16 protein-coding genes are annotated in these 19,608 nt (G+C 73.5%); 12 read left to right on the top strand and 4 right to left on the bottom strand.

Features of this window, described 5'->3' with window-relative positions; genetic code table 11:
* Positions 1 to 51 precede the first annotated feature (51 nt).
* On the top strand, positions 52 to 708 hold the full coding sequence (locus ACFRAR_RS00845; protein WP_380693154.1) for an NUDIX domain-containing protein: 657 nt from the start codon (positions 52 to 54) through the stop codon (positions 706 to 708).
* A gap of 578 nt (positions 709 to 1,286) precedes the next feature.
* Positions 1,287 to 2,084: an SGNH/GDSL hydrolase family protein gene (locus ACFRAR_RS00840; RefSeq protein WP_380693151.1), complete on the top strand. Its 798-nt coding sequence runs from the start codon at positions 1,287 to 1,289 to the stop codon at positions 2,082 to 2,084.
* 89 nt (positions 2,085 to 2,173) lie between these two features.
* On the opposite strand, the gene ACFRAR_RS00835 is transcribed toward ACFRAR_RS00840, so the two are convergent.
* The 3 genes from ACFRAR_RS00835 to ACFRAR_RS00825 form a co-directional block, all read right to left on the bottom strand.
* Positions 2,174 to 3,118, bottom strand: coding sequence for a nitroreductase/quinone reductase family protein (locus tag ACFRAR_RS00835; RefSeq protein WP_380693149.1), 945 nt, complete (start codon positions 3,116 to 3,118; stop codon positions 2,174 to 2,176).
* 571 nt (positions 3,119 to 3,689) lie between these two features.
* Positions 3,690 to 4,799, bottom strand: a complete 1,110-nt coding sequence (locus ACFRAR_RS00830) for a polysaccharide deacetylase family protein (protein ID WP_380693476.1) — start codon at positions 4,797 to 4,799, stop codon at positions 3,690 to 3,692.
* Positions 4,800 to 4,976: 177 nt separating this feature from the next.
* A complete protein-coding gene (locus ACFRAR_RS00825; protein ID WP_380693147.1) occupies positions 4,977 to 6,803 on the bottom strand; it encodes an AMP-dependent synthetase/ligase in 1,827 nt (608 codons plus the stop codon).
* Positions 6,804 to 7,342: 539 nt separating this feature from the next.
* On the opposite strand from ACFRAR_RS00825, the gene ACFRAR_RS00820 reads away from it, so the two are divergent.
* From ACFRAR_RS00820 to ACFRAR_RS00795, 6 genes are all read left to right on the top strand, one after another.
* Complete coding sequence (locus ACFRAR_RS00820; protein WP_380693144.1) at positions 7,343 to 10,414, top strand: nitrate- and nitrite sensing domain-containing protein; 3,072 nt, start codon at positions 7,343 to 7,345, stop codon at positions 10,412 to 10,414.
* Positions 10,411 to 10,830, top strand: coding sequence for a roadblock/LC7 domain-containing protein (locus ACFRAR_RS00815; RefSeq protein WP_380693142.1), 420 nt, complete (start codon positions 10,411 to 10,413; stop codon positions 10,828 to 10,830). Before ACFRAR_RS00820 ends, ACFRAR_RS00815 begins: the two co-directional genes overlap by 4 nt.
* Positions 10,831 to 10,838: 8 nt before the next feature.
* Entirely contained in the window at positions 10,839 to 11,420 is a 582-nt protein-coding gene (locus ACFRAR_RS00810) for a DUF742 domain-containing protein (protein WP_380693140.1), read from the top strand.
* A 139-nt stretch (positions 11,421 to 11,559) separates the two neighbouring features.
* Positions 11,560 to 12,111 (top strand): ATP/GTP-binding protein, encoded by a 552-nt coding sequence (locus ACFRAR_RS00805; protein WP_380693474.1) that lies wholly within the window; start codon positions 11,560 to 11,562, stop codon positions 12,109 to 12,111.
* A 532-nt stretch (positions 12,112 to 12,643) separates the two neighbouring features.
* On the top strand, positions 12,644 to 12,844 hold the full coding sequence (locus ACFRAR_RS00800) for a hypothetical protein (RefSeq protein WP_380693138.1): 201 nt from the start codon (positions 12,644 to 12,646) through the stop codon (positions 12,842 to 12,844).
* Between the two features lie 817 nt (positions 12,845 to 13,661).
* Positions 13,662 to 14,264 carry a winged helix-turn-helix domain-containing protein gene (locus ACFRAR_RS00795; RefSeq protein WP_380693135.1) on the top strand — a complete coding sequence of 201 codons (603 nt, stop codon included), beginning with the start codon at positions 13,662 to 13,664 and terminating at the stop codon, positions 14,262 to 14,264.
* A gap of 225 nt (positions 14,265 to 14,489) precedes the next feature.
* Here the strand turns inward: ACFRAR_RS00795 and ACFRAR_RS00790 are convergent, their stop codons facing one another.
* Entirely contained in the window at positions 14,490 to 15,272 is a 783-nt protein-coding gene (locus ACFRAR_RS00790) for an IclR family transcriptional regulator (protein ID WP_380693133.1), read from the bottom strand.
* 469 nt (positions 15,273 to 15,741) lie between these two features.
* Here ACFRAR_RS00790 and ACFRAR_RS00785 point away from each other — a divergent pair, with 469 nt between their 5' ends.
* The 4 genes from ACFRAR_RS00785 (at position 15,742) to ACFRAR_RS00770 (ending at position 19,566) form a co-directional block, all read left to right on the top strand.
* The gene (locus ACFRAR_RS00785) at positions 15,742 to 16,854 is read left to right on the top strand and encodes an ABC transporter substrate-binding protein (RefSeq protein WP_380693131.1); all 1,113 of its coding nucleotides are present in this window, start codon (positions 15,742 to 15,744) and stop codon (positions 16,852 to 16,854) included.
* Between the two features lie 77 nt (positions 16,855 to 16,931).
* Positions 16,932 to 17,960, top strand: a complete 1,029-nt coding sequence (locus tag ACFRAR_RS00780) for an ABC transporter substrate-binding protein (RefSeq protein WP_380693129.1) — start codon at positions 16,932 to 16,934, stop codon at positions 17,958 to 17,960.
* Complete coding sequence (locus tag ACFRAR_RS00775; RefSeq protein WP_380693127.1) at positions 17,957 to 18,823, top strand: ABC transporter permease; 867 nt, start codon at positions 17,957 to 17,959, stop codon at positions 18,821 to 18,823. The genes ACFRAR_RS00780 and ACFRAR_RS00775 overlap by 4 nt, the downstream gene beginning before the upstream one ends.
* Positions 18,820 to 19,566 carry an ABC transporter ATP-binding protein gene (locus tag ACFRAR_RS00770; protein ID WP_380693125.1) on the top strand — a complete coding sequence of 249 codons (747 nt, stop codon included), beginning with the start codon at positions 18,820 to 18,822 and terminating at the stop codon, positions 19,564 to 19,566. Before ACFRAR_RS00775 ends, ACFRAR_RS00770 begins: the two co-directional genes overlap by 4 nt.
* Positions 19,567 to 19,608: the final 42 nt, after the last annotated feature.

Here is a 19,608-nt window from a genome sequence, read left to right as displayed (position 1 = left end):
CAGGGGGTGTGCGCGGGCAAGTGCCCCCGCCGAGCGTCGCGGGGCGAGAGCATGAGCCCGATCGAGTACAGCGCGGAGGTCGCGGAGCTGCTCGGGAAGGTGCGGCGGCGCCCCACGGCGGGCTGGCCGTGGCGGCCGGGCGAACAGGTGCCGGAGGGGCTGCCGGTCAAGCAGTCCTGGGGGTGGCTGTTCGCACCGGACGGGCGGGTGCTGACACTGGTGAACCCCCGGGACGGCATCTGCTCGCTGCCCGGCGGCTCCCTGGAGCCGGAGGACGGTGGCGACCCGGCTGCCGCCCTGGCCCGGGAGGCGGCCGAGGAGGCCCAGGCCGTGATCGGCCGGCCGTACTACCTCGGCTACCTGTACGACCGGGTCGGTTCGGCGAACGGTGGGCACGAGTGCGCGCGGGTCCGGATGGCGGCGGCGTTGCGGGCCGTCGGGCCGAGTGCGGCCGACCCGGCTTCGGGCCGGCACTACCGGCGGCTGCTGGTCGCGCCGGGCCTCGCCGTCGAGTTGCTCGGCTGGGGCACGCCCGGGCTGCGCCAGGCCCGGGCGGCGGTCGCCACCGCCGCCCACTGGCTCGGTGTGCCCGCGGCCGCGAACGAGGCGATCGAGGAGCTGCCGGTCGAGGGCTGCGCGGTCTTCCCCGGCGCCGTGTACTCGGGCGGCACGTACCCCGGTGGCGGCCGCTCCGGCGCCCGGGGCTGAACTCGCGCGTCGCCGCACCCCAGGTCGGCGTTCCGGTCGGCTGACAGGCCTGCCGTCCGTGCGCGCCGTCCGTGCGCGCCGTCCGTGCGCGCCGTCCGTGCGCGCCGCCCCGACGTGCTGCTTTGACGCGCTGCCCTGACGGGTCGTGGCGGTGCGCCGACGCGGTGGCCCGTCGGCACTTCCGTGCGGTCCCGTCGGCCGTGGTGGTGAATTCCGACCATGGCGCTGATGTCTCTTTCCGCCCCCACCTCCTGACGCGTCATGAGGCGTGCCATCAGCCCCCCCTGCACCTGCTGACACCCGCTGACGGTCGATTCGAATCTGACCTGGCGATGGCCGGGTGGCGACCGCCCGCTTACCTTGCACAGAATTTCCGCAAGTTTCTGCTCTGCGTGCGGTGCGCTACGCGCGTCACCGTGCACCCCTGCTGACCTGCGCGAAATCACGGAATGTCAGTGGCAGTTCATCTCCGAGCTATCAGACGGCTCGTCAATATCCTTGGCATGACCGCTTCCGGGTTTGGCTACCGCCTGGTATCACTTCTGTGACCCTCGCCACGCCACCCCACTGGAGATGCGATGTTCCGCCCTGCCCGTGCCCTGTCCATTGCCGTCGTCGCCGCAGGCCTCACCATGACGACGCTCTTCGCCGCCTCCTCCGCGAACGCCGCCGGCGTCAACTACGTGGCCCTCGGCGACTCGTACTCCTCCGGCGTCGGTGCCGGCAGCTACCTGAGCGACAGCGGCGACTGCAAGCGCAGCACCAACGCGTACGCGTACCTCTGGAAGAACGCGCACTCGCCGTCCTCGTTCAAGTTCGTCGCCTGTTCGGGCGCCAAGACCGGCGACATCCTGAACAGCCAGATCTCCGCCCTGGACGCCAGTACCACGCTGGTCAGCATCTCGGTCGGCGGCAACGACGCGGGCTTCGCCGACACCATGCAGACCTGTGTCCTCGGCTCGGACACCGACTGCATCAACGCCGTCAACACGGCCAAGAACTACGCCAACACCACCCTGCCCGGTCAGCTGGACAAGGTGTACTCGGCGATCAAGTCCAAGTCCCCGAACGCTCACGTCGTCGTGATGGGCTACCCGCACATCTACAAGATCGGCGGCAGCTGCATCTTCGGCATCAGCGACACCAAGCGCTCCGCCATCAACGGTGCCGCCGACACGCTGGACGGCGTCCTCGCGAAGCGTGCCGCCAACGCCGGCTTCGCCTTCGGCGACGTCCGCAGCATCTTCGCCGAGCACGAGATCTGCGGCTCGCTGACCACCTGGCTGAACAGCACCACCATCCCGGTCGGCGAGAGCTACCACCCGAAGGCGGCCGGCCAGTCCGGCGGCTACCTCCCGGTGTTCTCGTCGAAGTAAGGACCGCCGCCACGGGCCGCCCCGGCCCGGGACGCGTCCGCGCCGCCGCCCCCTCCCGTACCTCGGGCGGGGGCGGCGGCAACGCCGTTTCAGCTCCCGGTCGGAACCGGCCCCGTCGGCGGACCGGGCCTGGCCGGCGGAACCGGCCCGGTCGGCGGGAAGGGGATGCCGGCGAGCACCGGCAGCAGTTCCGTCTCCTCGAAGTCGAGGTGGGCCTCCAGCTCGGCGGACATCCGGTCCAGCTCCGCCCGGAGTCGCGCCGGTTCGGCGGTCGCGACTCCGGCCGTCAGTGCCACCAGTTCCGCCTTGATCCGCCCGATCGCCCGGTGCTGCTCACCGAGCCGTGCCAGGACGTCGGACAGCTCCGGGTGGCTGCGTGCCAGGGCGGGGAAGATCGCGGTGTCCTCGCCGGTGTGGTGGTGCGTCAGCCCGTCGCAGAAGGCCAGGCAGTGCTGCCGCAGTTGGAACCCGAGCGCTATCGGTCGGCCGGGGACGTGGGCGTGCGTCTCCGCCCGGACGTGGCGCAGCTGGGCGCGCAGCCAGGTATGCGCCTCCAGCAACTTGTCGGCGAGGCTGCGCACCGCGGGCGCCGGGCCGTCCGGGGGCAGTCCGGGCGGCTCGGGTCGTTCGGGTCGTTCCAGGACGACGACCGGCAGCTTCCGGCCGGTCCGTTCCTGGTAGTCGCCGTAGCCCGGAGCCTGCCGGACGACGGCGGCGAACAGCCGCTCCCGGCGGGTGCCTTCGGCGGGTACGGCGATGGTGTCGAAGGACTCGGAGCCGAGCTCGACCCGGGCCACCGGGTGGGCGAGGAGATTGCGGTACCACTGGGGGTGTTCGGGCGCTCCGGCGGCCGAGGCGACGACCAGGAGCAGCCCCTGCGCCCGGACGTACCCGAGCGGCACGGTGTGCGGCCGCCCGGAGCGTGCCCCGGTGGTGGTCAGCAACAGCAGGTCGCCGCCCTCGAACGGGCCGCCGACCCGCCCGCCGTTGGCGCGGAACTCCTCGATGACGTACAGGTTGAAGGACATGGGCATGTGTGCGGTGAAGTCTCCAAGGGGAAAGGGGAACGCGGCCACACGCGATTTCGGTGCTGGTGCTGCGACCGGTCTCGCATCCGGCGACGCCGGTCACGGCACGCGGCACGCGGCACGTGGCACCCGGATCACGGGACTCTGGACGCGGCACGCCGGTCGGAGGACGGGCGTCGCGGGGCGCACCTCGCGCACGCGGGAACCGCGGTGGCCGCCGGGCGTCAGATCAGGGCAGCGGAGAGAGTGCTCATCGCGCGTCGTCCCTTCGGCAGGGTGCTCGCTCGGCTGTCGGCCGGCCCACTGCTCTGTGGCCGACGCCGCGCTGCACGGCCCCATTAGAGCCAGGCCGCGGCCGCGCTGTCAACGAACGCGATCTCCGTCCGGTGGCCGCACCGGACGGCATCCGGCGGTCGCACCGAACGCCGTCCGGCCGCCGCGCCGAACGGCGACGCGCCGCCGCTCCCTGCGGAGGCGGCGGCGCGTCGGGCGGTCTGTTCCGGGGCCGGTCAGTGCAGCCGGCCGGTCAGCGCAGCGCGTCGGTCGGGGCGCGCAGCCGGTCGGCGCCGGCAGCCGCTCAGCGCAGATAGTCGGCCAGCCCGGCCGGCTTGAGCCCGGCGGCGTCGGCGGCGGCCAGGGCGCGCTGGAGGTCGGTGGCGAGGGTGTCGGTCCAGTGCATCAGCACGACGTCGCCCGGCTGCAGCGGGCCCGGGTGCCAGATGTTGGAGGCGCCCCAGCTGAAGTCCGCGTCGGCGGTGAGCACGGTGCGGATGCCACAGTTGGCGGCGGCTTGCAGGGTGTCGGCGTTCGAGGAGAAGAACGGCGGGCGGAAGACCGTCGGCGCGGTGCCGAAGAGCCGGGTCAGCGAGTCACGGGCGTCGCAGATCTCGACCTGCTGCCGGTCCAGCGGGAGCGTGCTGAGGTCGGTGTGGGAGACGCTGTGGTCCTGCACCGAGGAGCCGGGAACGGCCGTGACCCGCTTGAAGAAGGCCGGGTCGGTGGCGGCCGGCATCGGCAGCGGGAAGGCGGTGATCGGCAACCGGTGGTCGGCGATGAACTTCTCCGCCTCGGGGGTGCGTTGCCAGCCGTCGTCCACGGTGAAGAAGACGACCTTGTCGCTGGTGGGGACGGAGCCGGCCGCCACCGCCGGGGCGGGTGCGGGGCCGTCCACCCGGACGTCGTCCACCGAGAACGGGCCCTGCTGGTACCAGCCGTGGACGTACAGCCGGATGCTGCGCGCGTTCGGGCCGGTGGTGAACCGGGTGGTCAGCCGCTGCCAGCCGCCGCCGGTGGACTCCGTCCAGGCGGGTGCGACGTCCTTGCCGGTGCCGGTGGCGCCCAGGTAGACGTAGGAGCCGCGCACCCACGCAGAGGCCGTGTAGGTGGTGCCGGGCTGGACCGCGACGGTCTGCGCGCACTCGCCGGTGGAGTCGTCGGCCGCCGGGGTGACGGTGAGCGCGGAGGTGCCGCTGTGCGCGGCGGTGGTGGTGACGGCCGCTTCGGCCGGGCCTCCGGTGCAGTTCCAGCCGGGGATGCTGCCCCAGTCGGCGAGGTCGGGGGAGGGCAGTTCGAAGCCGGGGTTGGTGGCGAGGTTGACGGTCGGGGGAGCGTCGGCGGAGGCCGCCGGCACGGCGAGACCGGTGAGCAGCGCGACCGAGGCGGCCAGCGCGGACAGGCGCGTGGACATCGACACGTGAGGACTCCAGCAGGTGGGGGCACGCCCGTGGGGAGGGCGTGAGCGGGAATCGCAACGATGGACTAGACCATTGGGGTCGTCAAGGGAACGGCGGATGAACCCGGCTCCATCACGCCTGGGACGCAAGGGACAAGACAGTACGTCAGGGACCCGTCGGGAGGGCCGGGTTCAGGACAGGTACAGCTCCTCGATGTCCGCCGCGTAGTGCTCGGCGATCGCCGTCCGGCGCAGCTTGAGCGAGGGGGTCAGCAGCCCCTGTTCCTGGCTGAACTCCCGTGGCAGCAGCCGGAACGCTCGGATCGACTCGGCCCGCGAGACCGCCGTGTTGGCGGCCGCGACCGCACGCTGGATCTCCGTGTGCAGCGCCTCGTCCGCGAGCACCGTCCACGGGTCCGCCTGCTCCCGTCCGCGGGTCTTCAGCCAGTGCGACAGCGCCGCCGGGTCGAGCGTGACCAGTGCGGCCACGTACGGCCGGTCGTCGCCCACCACCAGGCACTGGGAGACCAGCGGGTGCGCCTCGACCCGCTCCTCCAGGGCGGCCGGGGCCAGGTTCTTGCCGCTGCTGGTGACGATCAGGTCCTTCTTGCGGCCGGTGATGCCGAGGTAGCCGTCCTCGTCCAGCCTGCCCAGGTCGCCGGTCGCGAACCAGCCGTCGACCAGCGACTCGGCGGTGCAGCGCGGATGGTTGAGGTAGCCGCCGAAGACCGAGCCGCCGCGCACCCAGACCTCGCCGTCGTCGGCGATCGCGACCGAGGCGCCCGGCACCGGTCGCCCGACCGTGCCGAGCTTCTGCCGTCCCGCCGGGTTACCGGTGATCGCGCCGGTGGTCTCGGTCAGCCCGTAGCCCTCGTACAGCTGGAGGCCGGCGCCGGTGAAGAACAGGCCCAGCTCGCGCCGCAGTGTGGAGCCACCGCACATCACGCTGCGCACCCGGCCGCCGAGCACCGCCCGCAGCTTCGGGTAGACGGTCCGCTCGTAGGCGAGGTGGCGCAGCCGCAGGGCCGCACCCGGGCCCGGGCCGCGGCCGAAGGCCTTCTGCTCCCGGGCGGCGGCCCACTCCACGGCCACCTGCCGGGCCTGCTCGAAGAGTTCGCCGCGCCCGGCGTCCTCGGCGGCCCGCCGGGCCTGCTGGAAGATCTTCTCGAAGACGTACGGCACGGCGTGCAGGAACGTCGGGCGGAAGGTCTCCAGGGCGGGCAGCAGCGCGTCGGTGGAGACCTCGGGGATGTGCCCGATCCGGAAGCCGCCGCGGACCGCCGCCACCTGCACCGCCCGTCCGTAGACGTGCGCGAGCGGCAGGAACAGCAGGGTGGCGGGCCGGCCTCCGCCGGTGTCGCGCAGGACCTCGCCCCAGCCGGCGAGCAGGGCGTCGGCCTCGGCGGCCAGGTTGGCGTGGGTGATCAGGCAGCCCTTGGGGCGGCCGGTGGTGCCCGAGGTGTAGACGACCGTGGCGACGTTCCCGGCGGTGACGCCCAGGCGCTGGCGGTGCACCAGGGAGTCGGGCACGCCGTGGCCGTCCTCGGTGATCGTGGTGACGCAGTCGCGGTCCAGCTGCCAGATGCCGGTGAGGTCGGGCAGTGCGTCGCACACCGCTCCGACCGTCATCGCGGCGTCCTCGTCCTCGACCAGGCAGGCCACCGCCTGGGTCTCGGCGAGGATCCAGCGCACCTGTTCGGCGGCGGCCGTGGGGTAGACCGGGACGGTGATCGCGCCGATCGACCAGAGTGCGTAGTCGAACAGCGTCCACTCGTAGCGGGTGCGGGACATCAGGGCGACCCGGTCGCCGTAGCGCACGCCGTGGGTGAGCAGGCCCTTGGCGAGGGCGAGCACCTGGTCCCGGAACCGCCGGGCGGTGACGTCCCGCCACTGCCCGTCCTCGGTCCGCCGGGACAGCTGGACCAGGTCGGGGGTGCGCTCGGCGGTGTCGTACAGGGAGTCGGCGAGTCCTCCGGCGTCCTCGGGCACGGCCGGGGCGGGGGTGGTGAACTCGCGCACGGTCCTCCCCAGTTCGGTGACGGCGGTACGAGGTGGGCCGAAACTATCGGATCACTCCGTCACTGCCCAGGGTTGTGTCGGTGACACGACGAGATCGGCACGGGTCGCCACCGGTGGTGTCGTGGACGGGGAGGTGCGGACGGCCCCGGGAAGGTGTCGGGGGCGAACCGCGGCGGAACCGGGAAGGGCGCGGGACCCCAGGGAATGTGCGGGGATTCCGGGCCAAGCGGGCATGCCGCGCATCCAGGGTGATACGGGCGCGAAGCGGAGGCGGGGGCGACCGGTTTCCGGCGCGTGCGGGGCGAGACCGGCAAGTGGACTGGTTCGCCCCTCGAACGAGTGGTCAGGGCGTAGTAGAGTCTCGCAGACCTGCGGCCGGGAGCCCTTCCCGGACCCTTCCCGGACTCCTCCCCGACCCCGCTCCGACTCCTCCCCGACCCCACGACGATCCTGTCCCGACCCGCCCGTTCACCGGCCCCGCCGCTCCCCGTCCGCGCCGCTCCCCGTCCGCGCCTGGCACCTTCCCGAACGAGGACTCCATGCGTCTGCGCAGCAGCTCGATCCGCGCGAAGATCATCGCGCTGCTCCTGGTGCCCATCGTCGCGCTCACCGCCCTGTGGGCGTACGCGACGATCGCCACCACCGGGGACGTCTGGAACCAGCTCGGGATCACCCGGACGTACAAGGAGTTCGCGGGCCCGGTCGACCAGTACACCGGCGACCTGCAGAACGAGCGCCGCGCCGCCGTCCAGCGGCTGGCCGACCCGCGCTCGCCGGCCGCCAGGGAGGACTACGAGCGGGCCAAGGCCGCCACCGATCGCAGCCTGGACGTGCTGCGGCAGAAGAAGGACAGCAGCAGCACCAAGCTCTCCGCCCCCCAGCGCGGCCGCTTCGTGCAGATCGTCGCCGCCGCCGACCAGCTCGGACCGCTGCGCGCCCAGGTCGGCCGCTCCGCGCTGAACTGGGAGTTCGCGCTCGGCCAGTACAGCGACCTGGTCAAGCCCGTGTTCGGGTTCCGCTCCGCCTACGTCGCCCGGCAGAGCGGCCAACTCCCGCGCCAGGGCACCATCCTGATCGAGCTGGTGCGCGCCCGCGAGTACCTGGCGCAGGAGGACGCGGCGATGGAGGGCCTGCGCACCGGCGTGGCCAAGCCCACCGCCGAGCAGTACCAGGTCGCGCTGGACGCCCTGCACAACCAGCAGGCGCTGTTCACCGTGTACGTCGCGGAACTCGAACCCGCCGACCAGTCCGACTACGTCGCGCTGCGCGGCGGCGAGGCCTGGGGCGCGCTCGCCCGGGCCGAGGCGGACTTCATCGGCGCCGGCGGCCCCGACCGGGTGGTCCAGGCGCTCAACAGCGACTCCTGGCGGGAGACCGCCGACCGCGCGCTGGGGGACCTGGCCTCGATCAACACCCGGATCTCCGCCGGGCTGGACGAGCGCGCGCGCTCCACCGCGATGGGGATGCTCTGGCGCGGCGGCATCGCCGGTGCGGTCGGCCTGGTCGCGGTCGTGCTGTCGATCATGATCTCGTTCCGGATCGGCCGGGGCCTGGCCCGCGAGCTGATCGGCCTGCGCAACGCGGCCGACGAGCTGGCCGGCACCCGGCTGCCGTCCGTCATGCTGCGGCTGCGCCGCGGCGAGCCGGTGGACGTGGCCGCCGAGGCGCCCGAACTGCACTTCGGCCATGCCGAGATCGGCCAGGTCGGCCAGGCCTTCAACGCGGTGCAGCGAGCCGCCGTCGAGGCCGCCGTCGAACAGGCCGAACTGCGGCGCGGGGTCTCGGCGGTGTTCGTCAACCTGGCCCGGCGCAGCCAGGTGCTGCTGCACCGCCAGCTCACCCTGCTCGACACGATGGAGCGCCGCACCGAGGACCCGGCGGAGCTGGAGGACCTCTTCAAGGTCGACCACCTCACCACCCGCATGCGCCGCCATGCCGAGGGTCTGATCATCCTGGCCGGCGGCTCGCCCGGGCGCGCCTGGCGCAAGCCGGTCCGGATGGTGGACGTGGTCCGGGCGGCGGTCGGCGAGGTCGAGGACTACGCCCGGGTGATCGTCCGGCCGTTCCCCGGCACCGGCCTGCTCGGCAGCGCCGTGGCGGATGTCACCCACCTGGTCGCCGAACTCGTCGAGAACGCGGCGGTGTTCTCCCCGCCGACCACCCAGGTCACCGTCCAGGGCGAGGTGGTGGCGCACGGATTCGCACTGGAGATCGACGACCGCGGCCTCGGGCTGAGCGAGCAACTGCTCGCCGAGATCAACGAACGCCTCGCCGTGGAGCAGGAGTTCGACCTCGCCGACACCGACCGGCTGGGCCTGTTCGTGGTCAGCCGGCTGGCCCGGCGGCACGGCATCCGGGTGCACCTGCGGCCGTCCCCGTACGGAGGGACGACGGCGGTGGTGCTGATCCCGCGCGAACTGCTCGCCGAGGCGCCGGACGGGCTGCCGGAGCCGGGCGCGGCCGCACCGCGACCGGCGGCGTCGGGCGGGCGGCGAGGGCAGCGGGACCTGGTCTCGGTGCCCGCGCCGGGGAGCGCTCCCGGCGCCTCGGCTGCCGCGGCTCGTTCCGGTCACGCCGGTCACGCCGGTCACGCCGGTCACGCCGGTTACGCCGGTACCAGCACCGGCGCCCGTGTCGGTGCGGCCGCAGGGACGGCGACAGGGGCAGGGGCAGGGGCTGGGGCTGGAGACGGAGGCGGGCACCGGGGGACGACGGGCGGGCCGCGGCCCTCCGTGATGGAGCCGGGCCGTACGGCGGGCGGGCTGCCGCGCCGGGCCTCGCGGGCCAAGGGCGGGCCGGTCCTGGTCCCCGCACCGTCGGCGGACACCGAGGACGCGCCGGGGACGGGGCGCCACCGGCGGGAGGACGTCGCGGTGGCGGCGGCCGAGGCGGCGGTCGCCGCGTCCGAGGCCGGCCCGGCGGGTGCTGCCCAGGCCTCCGTGCCGACCGCTCAGGCCGTACGGGCCGTTCCGGCCGCACCGACTGCTCCGACCGAGGCGACCGAGGCGGCGCCCGTGGATGCCGTGCCCCGGACGGCGGGCGGTCTGCCCCGGCGGGTCCGGCAGGCGAACCTGGCCCCGCAGCTCAGGGAGCAGCTCACCGATCAGATGAAGGAACGGTTGCGTGCCGAGGGCGGAGCCGATGGCCGGGCCGATGGCGGGGCCAGGGGCTGGACGGCCGCGGGCGGGACCGGAAACGGGGAGGCCCGGGAGGTCCGCGAGCGCTCGCCCGAGGAGGCCAGAGCCACCTTCGCCTCGTTCCAGCGCGGCTTCACCCGGGGACGCGGGGCTCCGTTGACGGATCGTCCCGGCACGCCGGACGATCGTGCCGGGCAGGGAAACGGGCGGCCCACCGCCGTCCCGGCCTGGCAGCCGCCGGACCGGTCCCGCAAGGCGATCAGCCCGGCGCCGGCCCCGGCGGCGCTGCCCGGGCCCCGGGACACCGGCCGGGCACCGCTCGTCCGTCGGCTGCCGCCTGGACCGCCCGTGCCGACGGGGTCGGTCACCGGCCTCCGGGCGCCCGGTGCGCCCGTGCCACCGGTCGTACCGGAACCACCTGTTGTACCCGCACCACCCGCACCACCCGCACCAGCGGAAGGAACTGATTCATGACCACGTCGATGCAGTCGCCCGGAGACCTCAACTGGCTCCTGGACGACCTGGTGGGGCGCGTCGCGGCCCTGCGGCACGCGGTGATCCTCTCCAACGACGGCCTGGCCACCGGTGCCTCCCGCGACCTCGACCGCGAGGACGCCGAGCACCTGGCAGCCGTCGCCGCCGGGTTCCACAGCCTGGCGAAGGGTGCCGGAGGGCACTTCAAGGTCGGCGGCGTCCGGCAGACCATGGTGGAACTGGACGAGGCCTTCCTGTTCATCACGGCCGCCGGCGACGGCAGTTGCCTGGCCGTGCTCAGCGAGGCCGAGGCGGACATCGGCCAGATCGCCTACGAGATGGCGCTGCTGGTCAAGCGGGTCGGCGAGCACATGGCCGCCGAACCGCGCACCGAAACCGCCTTGCCGGTGAGATGAGCGGTCCGATGGCGGATCCGAACGCGGATGTGCCGGACGGCCCGCGGGCGTCGGACGGCCCCCAGGTGCCGGTGGGCACGGCGGGGCCGTCCGCGACCGGTGGGCCGTCGGGCGCCGACGCTCCGCCGGGCCCTGCGGAGCCGGCCGAGGACGGGCAGGCGGACCCGGACGGGCCCGACGTCGACCTGTTCCGGCCGCGCACCCCGGTCGACGACCGCTGGTTCGACGACGAGGCCGGTCCGGTGGTGCGGCTCTACTCGATGACCCGCGGCCGCACCCGGCCGGTCGAGGAGGGGCTGTTCGACCTGATCTCACTGATCACCGCCGTCGAGCCCGGGCCGGTCGCGGGGGCCGTGCCCGCGCACGTCCTCGACCCGGAGCACCAGACGCTGCTCGCCCTGTGCCGCCGGGAGCCGCTCTCCGTCGCCGAGCTCGGCTCCTACACCGACCTGCCGGTCAGCGTGGTCCGGGTGCTGCTCGGCGACCTCTACGACGCCGACCTGATCAGCGTCACCCGACCCGTTCCGCTCGCCGAGCTGCCGGACGAGCGCCTGCTGCGAGACGTGATCAATGGACTCCGTGCGCTCTGACCCCCACCCCCGCTCCGACGGTACCGGTCCGCACCGGGACGGCACCGAGATCCGTGCCGCGGCCCACAGCGCGGCCCACGGCGCCGTCCACGATGCGAACGCCAACGACCCGCGCTGGCGCGGCGGTCCGGCCGTCGCGGTGAAGATCCTGGTCGCGGGCGGCTTCGGCGCGGGCAAGACCACCCTGGTCGGCTCGGTCAGTGAGATCCGGCCGCTGCGCACCGAGGAGGAGCTCAGCGAGCTGGGCCGCCCGGTGGACGACACCTCGGGGGTGGAGGCCAAGCGCACCACCACCGTCGCGATGGACTTCGGCCGGATCGACCTGCGCCCGGGCCTCGCCCTCTACCTGTTCGGCACCCCGGGGCAGGACCGGTTCTGGTTCGTCTGGGACGAGTTGGCGCGGGGCGCGCTCGGCGCGCTGGTCCTCGCGGACACCCGGCGGCTGGCCGACTGCTTCCCGTCGGTCGACTTCTTCGAGCAGCGCGGCATCCCGTTCGTGGTCGCGGTGAACTGCTTCGACGGCACCGAGCGGTTCGCGCCGGACGAGGTCCGCGAGGCGCTCGACCTCGGTCCGGAGATCCCGGTGCTGCTGTGCGACGCGCGGTTGCGACAGGACGGCAAGGACCTGCTCGTGGCGTTGGTCGAGCACGCCGCCGCCCGACGGAACCGCGCAGCCCCGGCCGGGGCCTGAGAGTGGCTCGGTCGCCTCGCCCCAGGCCGCCGTGTCCCGGGCCATCTTGCCCTGGGCCGCCGTGTCCTGGGCCGGCTCGGGGGATGCCGTTTCGGCCGGGCGGGTTCGCGCGAGGTCGCCTCGGCGAGAGCGCCGCGGGTCACGGCGGTTGCCCCCCCGATCCCCCCGATCCATCCTGATCCATCCTGATCCGACCCGATCCACCCCGATCCGACTCCGATTCGATCTCGACCCGGTCTTGACCCGTCCGGGCAGCCCGACTGGTGCGCCGAGCTGCCTTTTCCTTCCAGCGTCTCATCCGAACGTCCGCATGCCGGACAGTCGCCGCACGGAAGGTTGCCTAGACCGGCCCCGCCGTGGAAGGCTCTGTGGACGAAGGCCGCCCGGCCATGCCGTCGGGAGCGCCGGAAATGCCCCGTTCACACGGGCGTTGCCGACCGGCGGACGGCCTTCGACGAACCGGCGAGGCATCGTCGGCGGGTGCCGGTAGCGGTACGCGCCGCATTGGGGAACGAAGGGGGAGGGCAGCGGAATGACCGTCGGACGACGCATCATCACTGCCGTTCCCGGCTTCCCGATCGCCGGCGCCCGGATGGCCGGTTCCTCGATGGTCGGCGCCTTCATGTTCGGTGGCACCGCGTCCGGTGCCGCCATACCCGGTGCCGCCGGTCCGGCGCTCACCGTCCGCCGCTACATCGACCACGCGCTGATCTGTAGCGCGTGTTGTCGCTGACCGGCCTGTCCTTCCCGGTACGTCCCCCGGCGCTCCCGGCCCATCCGGCCCGGCGTCCGACGCACCGCCGAATCCCGTCGACCAGGCCGTAGCGGACCGCCCGTCCGGCGTGCCCGCGGCCGACCAACCGGACCCGCCCAGCGGAGAGACCACCAGTGAACATCGTCTGCCCCAGCACCGCCCCCGGCATCGTCGGCCGTACTCGAACGACCGGGACGGCCCCCGCGATGCGCGCGGACGGACGGACCGGACGGTGGAACCGGTGCGGGAGCCGCGCCGTGGACAGCCGACGGGGTCGCCTCGACCTCGAACCGTTCTGGACGTCCCGGCAGCCGCACCTGTTCGATCAGACGTGTCCCGGCTCGCCCAGCGCGTCCCGGCTCTCCGCCCGCTGACCCGGTTCGATCCGGCCCAGCCCAGGCAGTACGCCCGGTCGACGCGCAGACGACTCCACCCCGTCCGTCACGCGCGAAATGAGCGGCACACCATGTCTTCTTCTTCCACGGCCACCCTTCCCCTGCCCACCGCGACCCCGCACCTGCGCGCGGTCCGCTCCGTCCCGCCGGTCTCCTCCGTCCCCGTCGCCGTGCCGGTCGGTCCCGGCGCGTCCGGGGCCGCGGGACCGTCCGTTCCCCCGGCCCCGGTGTCCGACCGGTGGCACGGAGCGGGAGCGCGTGCGCCTCATGCCCGTCCGCCTCATGTCGGTCCGGCCTACACCGGTCAGGCCTACGCCGGTGCGGGCCACGCGGGCCCGGCCCACGCCGGTCCGGCCCGTCCCGCGCCCACCGTCCCGCAGCCGGGCGCTGCCGTCCCGCAGGTGCCCCAGGCGTTGCTCGCCGCGCTGCCGGACGGGGCGGCCGTCGTCGCCGCCCTGCCTCAGGGCGTGCTGCCGCAGGGCCTGCTCGCCCAGTACGGCACGCAGTTCGGCGGCCTGAACGGCAGTCCGATGGTCGGGTACCTGGTGCTGGTGCCGACCGACAGCCCCGTCGCGGGGCCCGCCGGCCTGCCCGGGGTTCCGGTCACCGCGACCGGCTCCGCCGTCGGGGCTCCGCCGGTCTCCGGGGCACAGCCGTCGACGGGCGGGCCCGGCGCCCAGAACGTGGCCGGCGTCCGTCCGGTCCGCCCGGCCGGACGCGGCATCGCCGTCGACACCGAGCGACGCAACGCCTATGTCGACGGACGGCTGCTCGACCTCACCTACCTCGAGTTCGAGCTGCTCGCCCACCTGACCGAGCACCCGCAGCGGGTGCACACCCGGGACCACCTGGTCTCCGCGGTCTGGGGCTACGGCCACGTCGGGGACGGTCGGACGGTCGACGTCCACGTCGCCCGGCTGCGCCGCAAGCTCGGACCGGCCTACCGGGACACCATCGTGACGGTCCGTCGGGTGGGCTACAAGTACACTCCGGCGACGGTCTGACGGGCCGGACGCCACCTGTAGGCCGAAGCAGCGGGCCGCCTGTCCCTCGCCCGGGCGGCGGCCCGCTGCTTCGGCGCGTGTCGCGCTGGGCCGTCGTCGCGCGCCGCGCCGGGCCGTCGTCGGGGACGTCAGGGACGCCGGGGCTGTCGGGGATGCCTGGGCCCCTGAGTCGTCAGGGCCGTCGGGGACGCGCGGGCCGTCGGGAACGTCCGGCCGTCCGGGCGGTCAGGGCCGTTGATCCGGCGGCAACAGGAGGACGGCGAGGGCGTCCGCGCAGGTGCGGGCGTGGCCGAGGAACCAGTCGAGCCGTGCGTCGGTGAGGTGCGCCGGTGTCGAGCGGACCGCCAGGGCGAACCGCGCCTGCCCCGCGCCGTCCAGTACGGGCACGGACACCGTCCGGACCCCGGCGGCCGACTCACCGTCGTTGAGCGCGAATCCGGCCTCCCGGACCTTGGCCAACTCTTCCTTCAGAACGGCTGGTTCGGTGATGGTCCGGGCGGTGAAGGAGGGGAGCGGGCCGAGCGCCGGCAGTGCCGCCTCACCCGGGCGGGGCCAGGCCAGCAGGACCTTGCCGAGTGCCGTGGAGTGCAGCGGGCGGCGCAGGCCCAGCCCGGTGTCCGGGCGGACCGATCCGCCGACCAGGATCACCGCGTGCGCCCCGCTGCGGATCGCCAGGTCGGCGGTCGCCTTGGTGCGCCGGGATAACAGCTCCAGCTCGGGCGCGGCGAGGTGCAGGCCGCGCTGGTGGAAGCTGAGTTGGCCGAGCTCGGCGACGGCCGGACCGAGCCGGTAGCGGGCGGTCTGTTCGTCCTGCTCCAGGAACCCGGCGCTGACCAGCGTGCGGGCCAGCCGGTGCGCGGTGGAGACGGACAGTCCCATCCGGCGGGCCAGGTCCGAGGCGCTCAGGTCGGGGCCGTTGTCGTGGAAGCAGTGCAGCAGTCCGAGCGCGCGCTGGACGGCCTGCGCACCGGCCGGCGGACTCTGGACGGCGGTGGCGGCCTCGGCCATGGCACCTCGCGTTTCGGTTCGGAACTCCGACCGGACGGCCGGAGGCGGTCTCAGCGTAGGGCAGCCGGTGCTGCGGGTTTGTGTCGACGACGTTGCAATAGCGTGGCGTTGATGAACAACTGATCCCACCATGTGGCAAACGCTTGCCTCCGGCTCACCTGCCGTGGAACGCTCCTTGCATCGCGTCGGACGGCCACTCGGCCAAGGCGGCGCCTGTCCCGACCTCATGGAAGGAGAAGCACCGTGACGTCCTGCCGGTGTCTTTCCCTCCGTGCGTGTTGTCGCTGACCGAATCCTCCCGCACCGCCTGCCCTAGGCCGCATCCTGGTGCACAACTTCCGTGTGCGCCAGGCTTCATGAGTCGTCGTGTGGCGATCGGTCGCGGACTTCTCAAGCTCTTTCCCGAACTTCCCCAAGCCCCCGAAGCTCCTCCGGCCGTGGTCGGAGTCCCCGTGGAGGACCAACTCCGTTGTCCAGTCGCACCCAAGGCGCCGCCGCGCTTCCCGAGAACCTCTGGTACACCCGCTGCCCGGTGCCCACCGCGACCGGCATCGCCGCCGACCAGGGCCGGCTCGCCAGGGAGTTCGCCCCGGACGGCATCGCGGTCCGCTCGCTCCAGGACGTCCCGCCCGAGGTGGCCGCGGACCACCACTACACCCACGCGCTGACCGGACTCTTCCGGGAGGGCGGCAACGTCCCCGCGCTGTGGGCCCGTTCGAGGGGCGAGGCGACCAGGCTGGTCGGTCTCACCTGGATCGAGGAGCGCCAGGTCGTCCTGGTCCGGGCCGGCAGCGGCATCACCGAGCCCGGTCAGCTGCGCGGGCTGCGGCTCGCCATCCCACGTCATGGCATCGGCATCGACTTCTGGCGGGCCATGGCCCTGGCCGGGTTCCGCGGCGCCCTCGGGCTCGCCGGTCTCACTCTGGCGGACGCCGAACCGGTGGACGTCCCCGGCATCCCGGGCGGTGGGCAGTGGTCCGCCGAGCTGGACGCGCTGCGGGACGGCACGGTGGACGCGGTGTACGTGAAGGGGGCGCTCGCCGTCGAGGCGGCCCGCCGGATCGGGGCGGAGGTGGCCGTGGAGCTGGATGCGGCGCCGGACCGCCGGGCCCGGGTGAACAACGGCACCCCGCGGCCGATCACCGTCCACCAGCGGCTGCTGGACGAGCAGCCCGAGCTGGTCGCCCGCTTCCTCGCCGTGCTGCTGGAGGCGGCCGACTGGGCGGCGGAGCACCCGGCGGAGGTGGCCCGGATCCTGCGGGCCGAGACCGGCGCCGGAGCCGAGGGCGTCGCCGGGGCCTACGCGCCGGGCAGCCACCGCACCCTGCACCTGGACCTCTCGGCGGAGCGGCTGGAGCTGCTGGGGCTGCAGGAACGATTCCTTGGGGAACAGGGCTTCCTTGCCGCGCCCGTGGACGTCCAGGCGTGGGCCGACCCGGAGCCGCTCCGTGCGGCACACGAGCTGCTGCGGGTGCGGCGGGCGGCCGACGCGGGTGCCGCTGGTGCCGGTGCCGCCGGTGGGGGCGGTGGGAGCGACCTCCGTGCCGGTGGCGGTGCCGTTCGCATCGCAGATTTCGGCTGACAGCCTTCAGATAACAGATTTCGAAAGTTGTCAGCTGTTAGTTGTCAGCTGTCATCTGTCACTCGCTTGGAGACCCCGTGAAGACCCCCCGCCTCGCCCTCGCCGCCACCGCGCTGCTCGCCTCCACCGCCCTGGCCGCCTGCGGCTCGTCAGCCGACGGGGCCAAGGCCTCCGCCGACGGCGGGGCCGGCGGCAAGGCCGACGTGGTGCTCCGCCTGCCCGACCCGGGCAACAACGGATTCCTCGCCCGCGGCAAGAAGGACGGTTCGCTGGACCGCGCCCTGGCCGCCGTCCACACCAAGGTCGCCTGGACCGGCAGCGCCGGTCCCTTCGCCCCCGCCGCCCAGGCCCTCTCGGCCGACCAGCTGGACGTCGCCCTGGGCTCGATCACCTCGGCCGTCGCCGCGCTCTCCCAGAAGCCCGGCTTCAAGCTGTTCGCCCAGACCGCGCCCGACGGCGTCGGCGAGGGCATCCTGGTGAAGAACGACTCGCCCATCAAGTCCGTCCAGGACCTCGTCGGCCGGAAGGTCGCCGTCTCCCAGGGCGGCACCAGTGAGTACCTGTTGCTCAAGGCGCTGGCGAAGAACGGGGTCCCGGCCGACAAGGTGGAGCGGGTCTACCTGCGCGCCGACCAGACCTCCGGCGTCTTCAACTCCGGCCAGGTGGACGCCTGGGCGACCTGGAACACCTTCTCGACGCCCGCCATCGCCAACGCCGGCGCACACTTCCTGGTCACCGGCCAGGAGGTGGGCTCCGACAACTACGCCGTCTGGGCCGTGCGCAACGGCTTCGCCGACAAGCACCCCGAGGTGGTCAAGGCGTTCTACGCCTACCTGCGGGAGAGCGGTCAGAAGGAGAAGGCCGACCCGGCCGCCTACCTCAACGTCTTCACCGACGCGGGCCCGACCGCCGTCACCCCCGCCGAGAAGGACGTCGCGGTGAACGTCAGCCGGCAGGGCACCCCGGCCGACGCCATCTCCGACGCCGACACCGCCCGTTTCGGGACGGTCGCCCAGTTCTTCGCCGACCAGAAGGTCACCAAGCAGCTGGTGGACGTCAAGCCGTACCTGATCGACATCAACAAGCTCGGGGACGGCGCCAAGTGACCACCACGGCAGCGAAGTTCACGCCCGACGAAGCCCGGGCCGCGAGGGAGGCCGGCTTGGTCGCCCCGCAGACCCGGCGGCACCGGCCCCGCCCCCGCGCGCTCGCCGTGACCCTGCGCACCATCGGTCCGCTCGCCCTGCTCGGCGGCTGGGCACTGGCCTCCGCCACCGGCGCGCTCACCGAGGACGTGCTCGCCTCACCCGCCCAGGTCGCTCGGGCGGTAGGGGAGTTGTGGGGCAACGGTCAGCTGACCGACGCCCTGTCCGTCTCGCTCACCCGAGCCGGGCTCGGTCTGGTCTTCGGCGCCACCATCGGACTGGTGCTCGGCGTGGTCACCGGATTCACCCGCCTCGGCGAGGAGTTGCTCGACTCCGCGATCCAGGTCCTGCGAACCGTCCCGTTCCTGGCCCTGGTCCCGTTGTTCATGGTCTGGTTCGGCATCACCGAGACCGCGAAGGTCGCCCTGATCGGGGTCGCCACCAGCTTCCCGATGTACGTGTCCGCCTCGGGCGGGGTCCGCAGCACCGACCGCAAACTGGTCGAGGCGATGCGCAGCTTCGGCCTCGGCCGCTGGGCGATCGTGCGCACCGTCGTGCTGCCCGGTGCGCTGCCCTCACTGCTGTCCGGACTGCGCTTGTCGATGACGCTCAGCGTGATCGCACTGATCGCCGCCGAGGAGATCAACTCCACTGAAGGAATCGGCTACTTGATGGCTCAGGCGCAGAACTACTCGCGCACCGACGTCCTCGCCGTCTGCATCCTGATCTACGGACTGCTCGGTCTCGCCGCCGACGGCATCGTCCGAGTCCTGGAGCGCGTGCTGATGCCGTGGCGCCAGACCGTCCAGGGAGCGGCCCGATGACCGACGGAACGTCCACCGTCACGCTCGTGCCCCCGGCCTCCGGGGAGGCGCTCCCGGCCGTCCACCTGCGCGGTCTGCGCCGGGTGTTCGGCACCCGGGCCGTGCTCGACGGAGTCGACCTGTCCATCGCCCGCGGCGAGTTCGTCGCCCTGTTGGGCGCCAGCGGCACCGGCAAGACCACGCTGCTGCGCATCCTCGGTGCGCTCGACCAGGCCGACGAGGGGGCCGTGCTCGTCCCGCCGGTCCGTACCGTGGTGTTCCAGGAGCCCCGGCTGGTGCCGTCCAAGCGGGTGCTGGCCAACGTCACGGTCGGCCTGCCGCGTGGCGCCGCGACCCGGGAGACCGGGCTGAAGGCACTCGCCGAGGTCGGCCTGGAACGGCACGCCGAGGCCTGGCCGGCCACCCTCTCGGGTGGCGAGGCGCAGCGCGTCGCACTCGCCAGGGCGCTCGTCCGGGAGCCGCAGCTCCTGTTGCTCGACGAACCGTTCGCGGCCCTGGACGCGCTGACCCGGCTGCGCATGCAGGACCTGGTCGGCGACCTGGTGCGCCGCCATCGTCCGGCGGTGCTTCTGGTCACCCATGACGTGGACGAGGCCGTACGGCTCGCCGATCGGGTCGTGGTGCTGCGTGACGGCCGGGTCGCCCGGGACGAAGCCGTCACCGTCGATCGCCCGCGCGATCCGGCCGACCCGGCCTTCGCCGAGCTGCGGCGCCGACTGCTCGCTGATCTCGGCGTCCACTGACCCGAGCGTTCCCGGCGTTCCCGATGTTCCCGGCGTTCCTGG

Source organism: Kitasatospora sp. NPDC056651 (assembly GCF_042792155.1).
In the GTDB taxonomy this organism is placed as follows: Bacteria; Actinomycetota; Actinomycetes; order Streptomycetales; family Streptomycetaceae; genus Kitasatospora.
The sequence above is the reverse complement of the archived record's forward strand: the minus strand, read 5'-3'. Positions and strand labels throughout refer to the sequence as shown.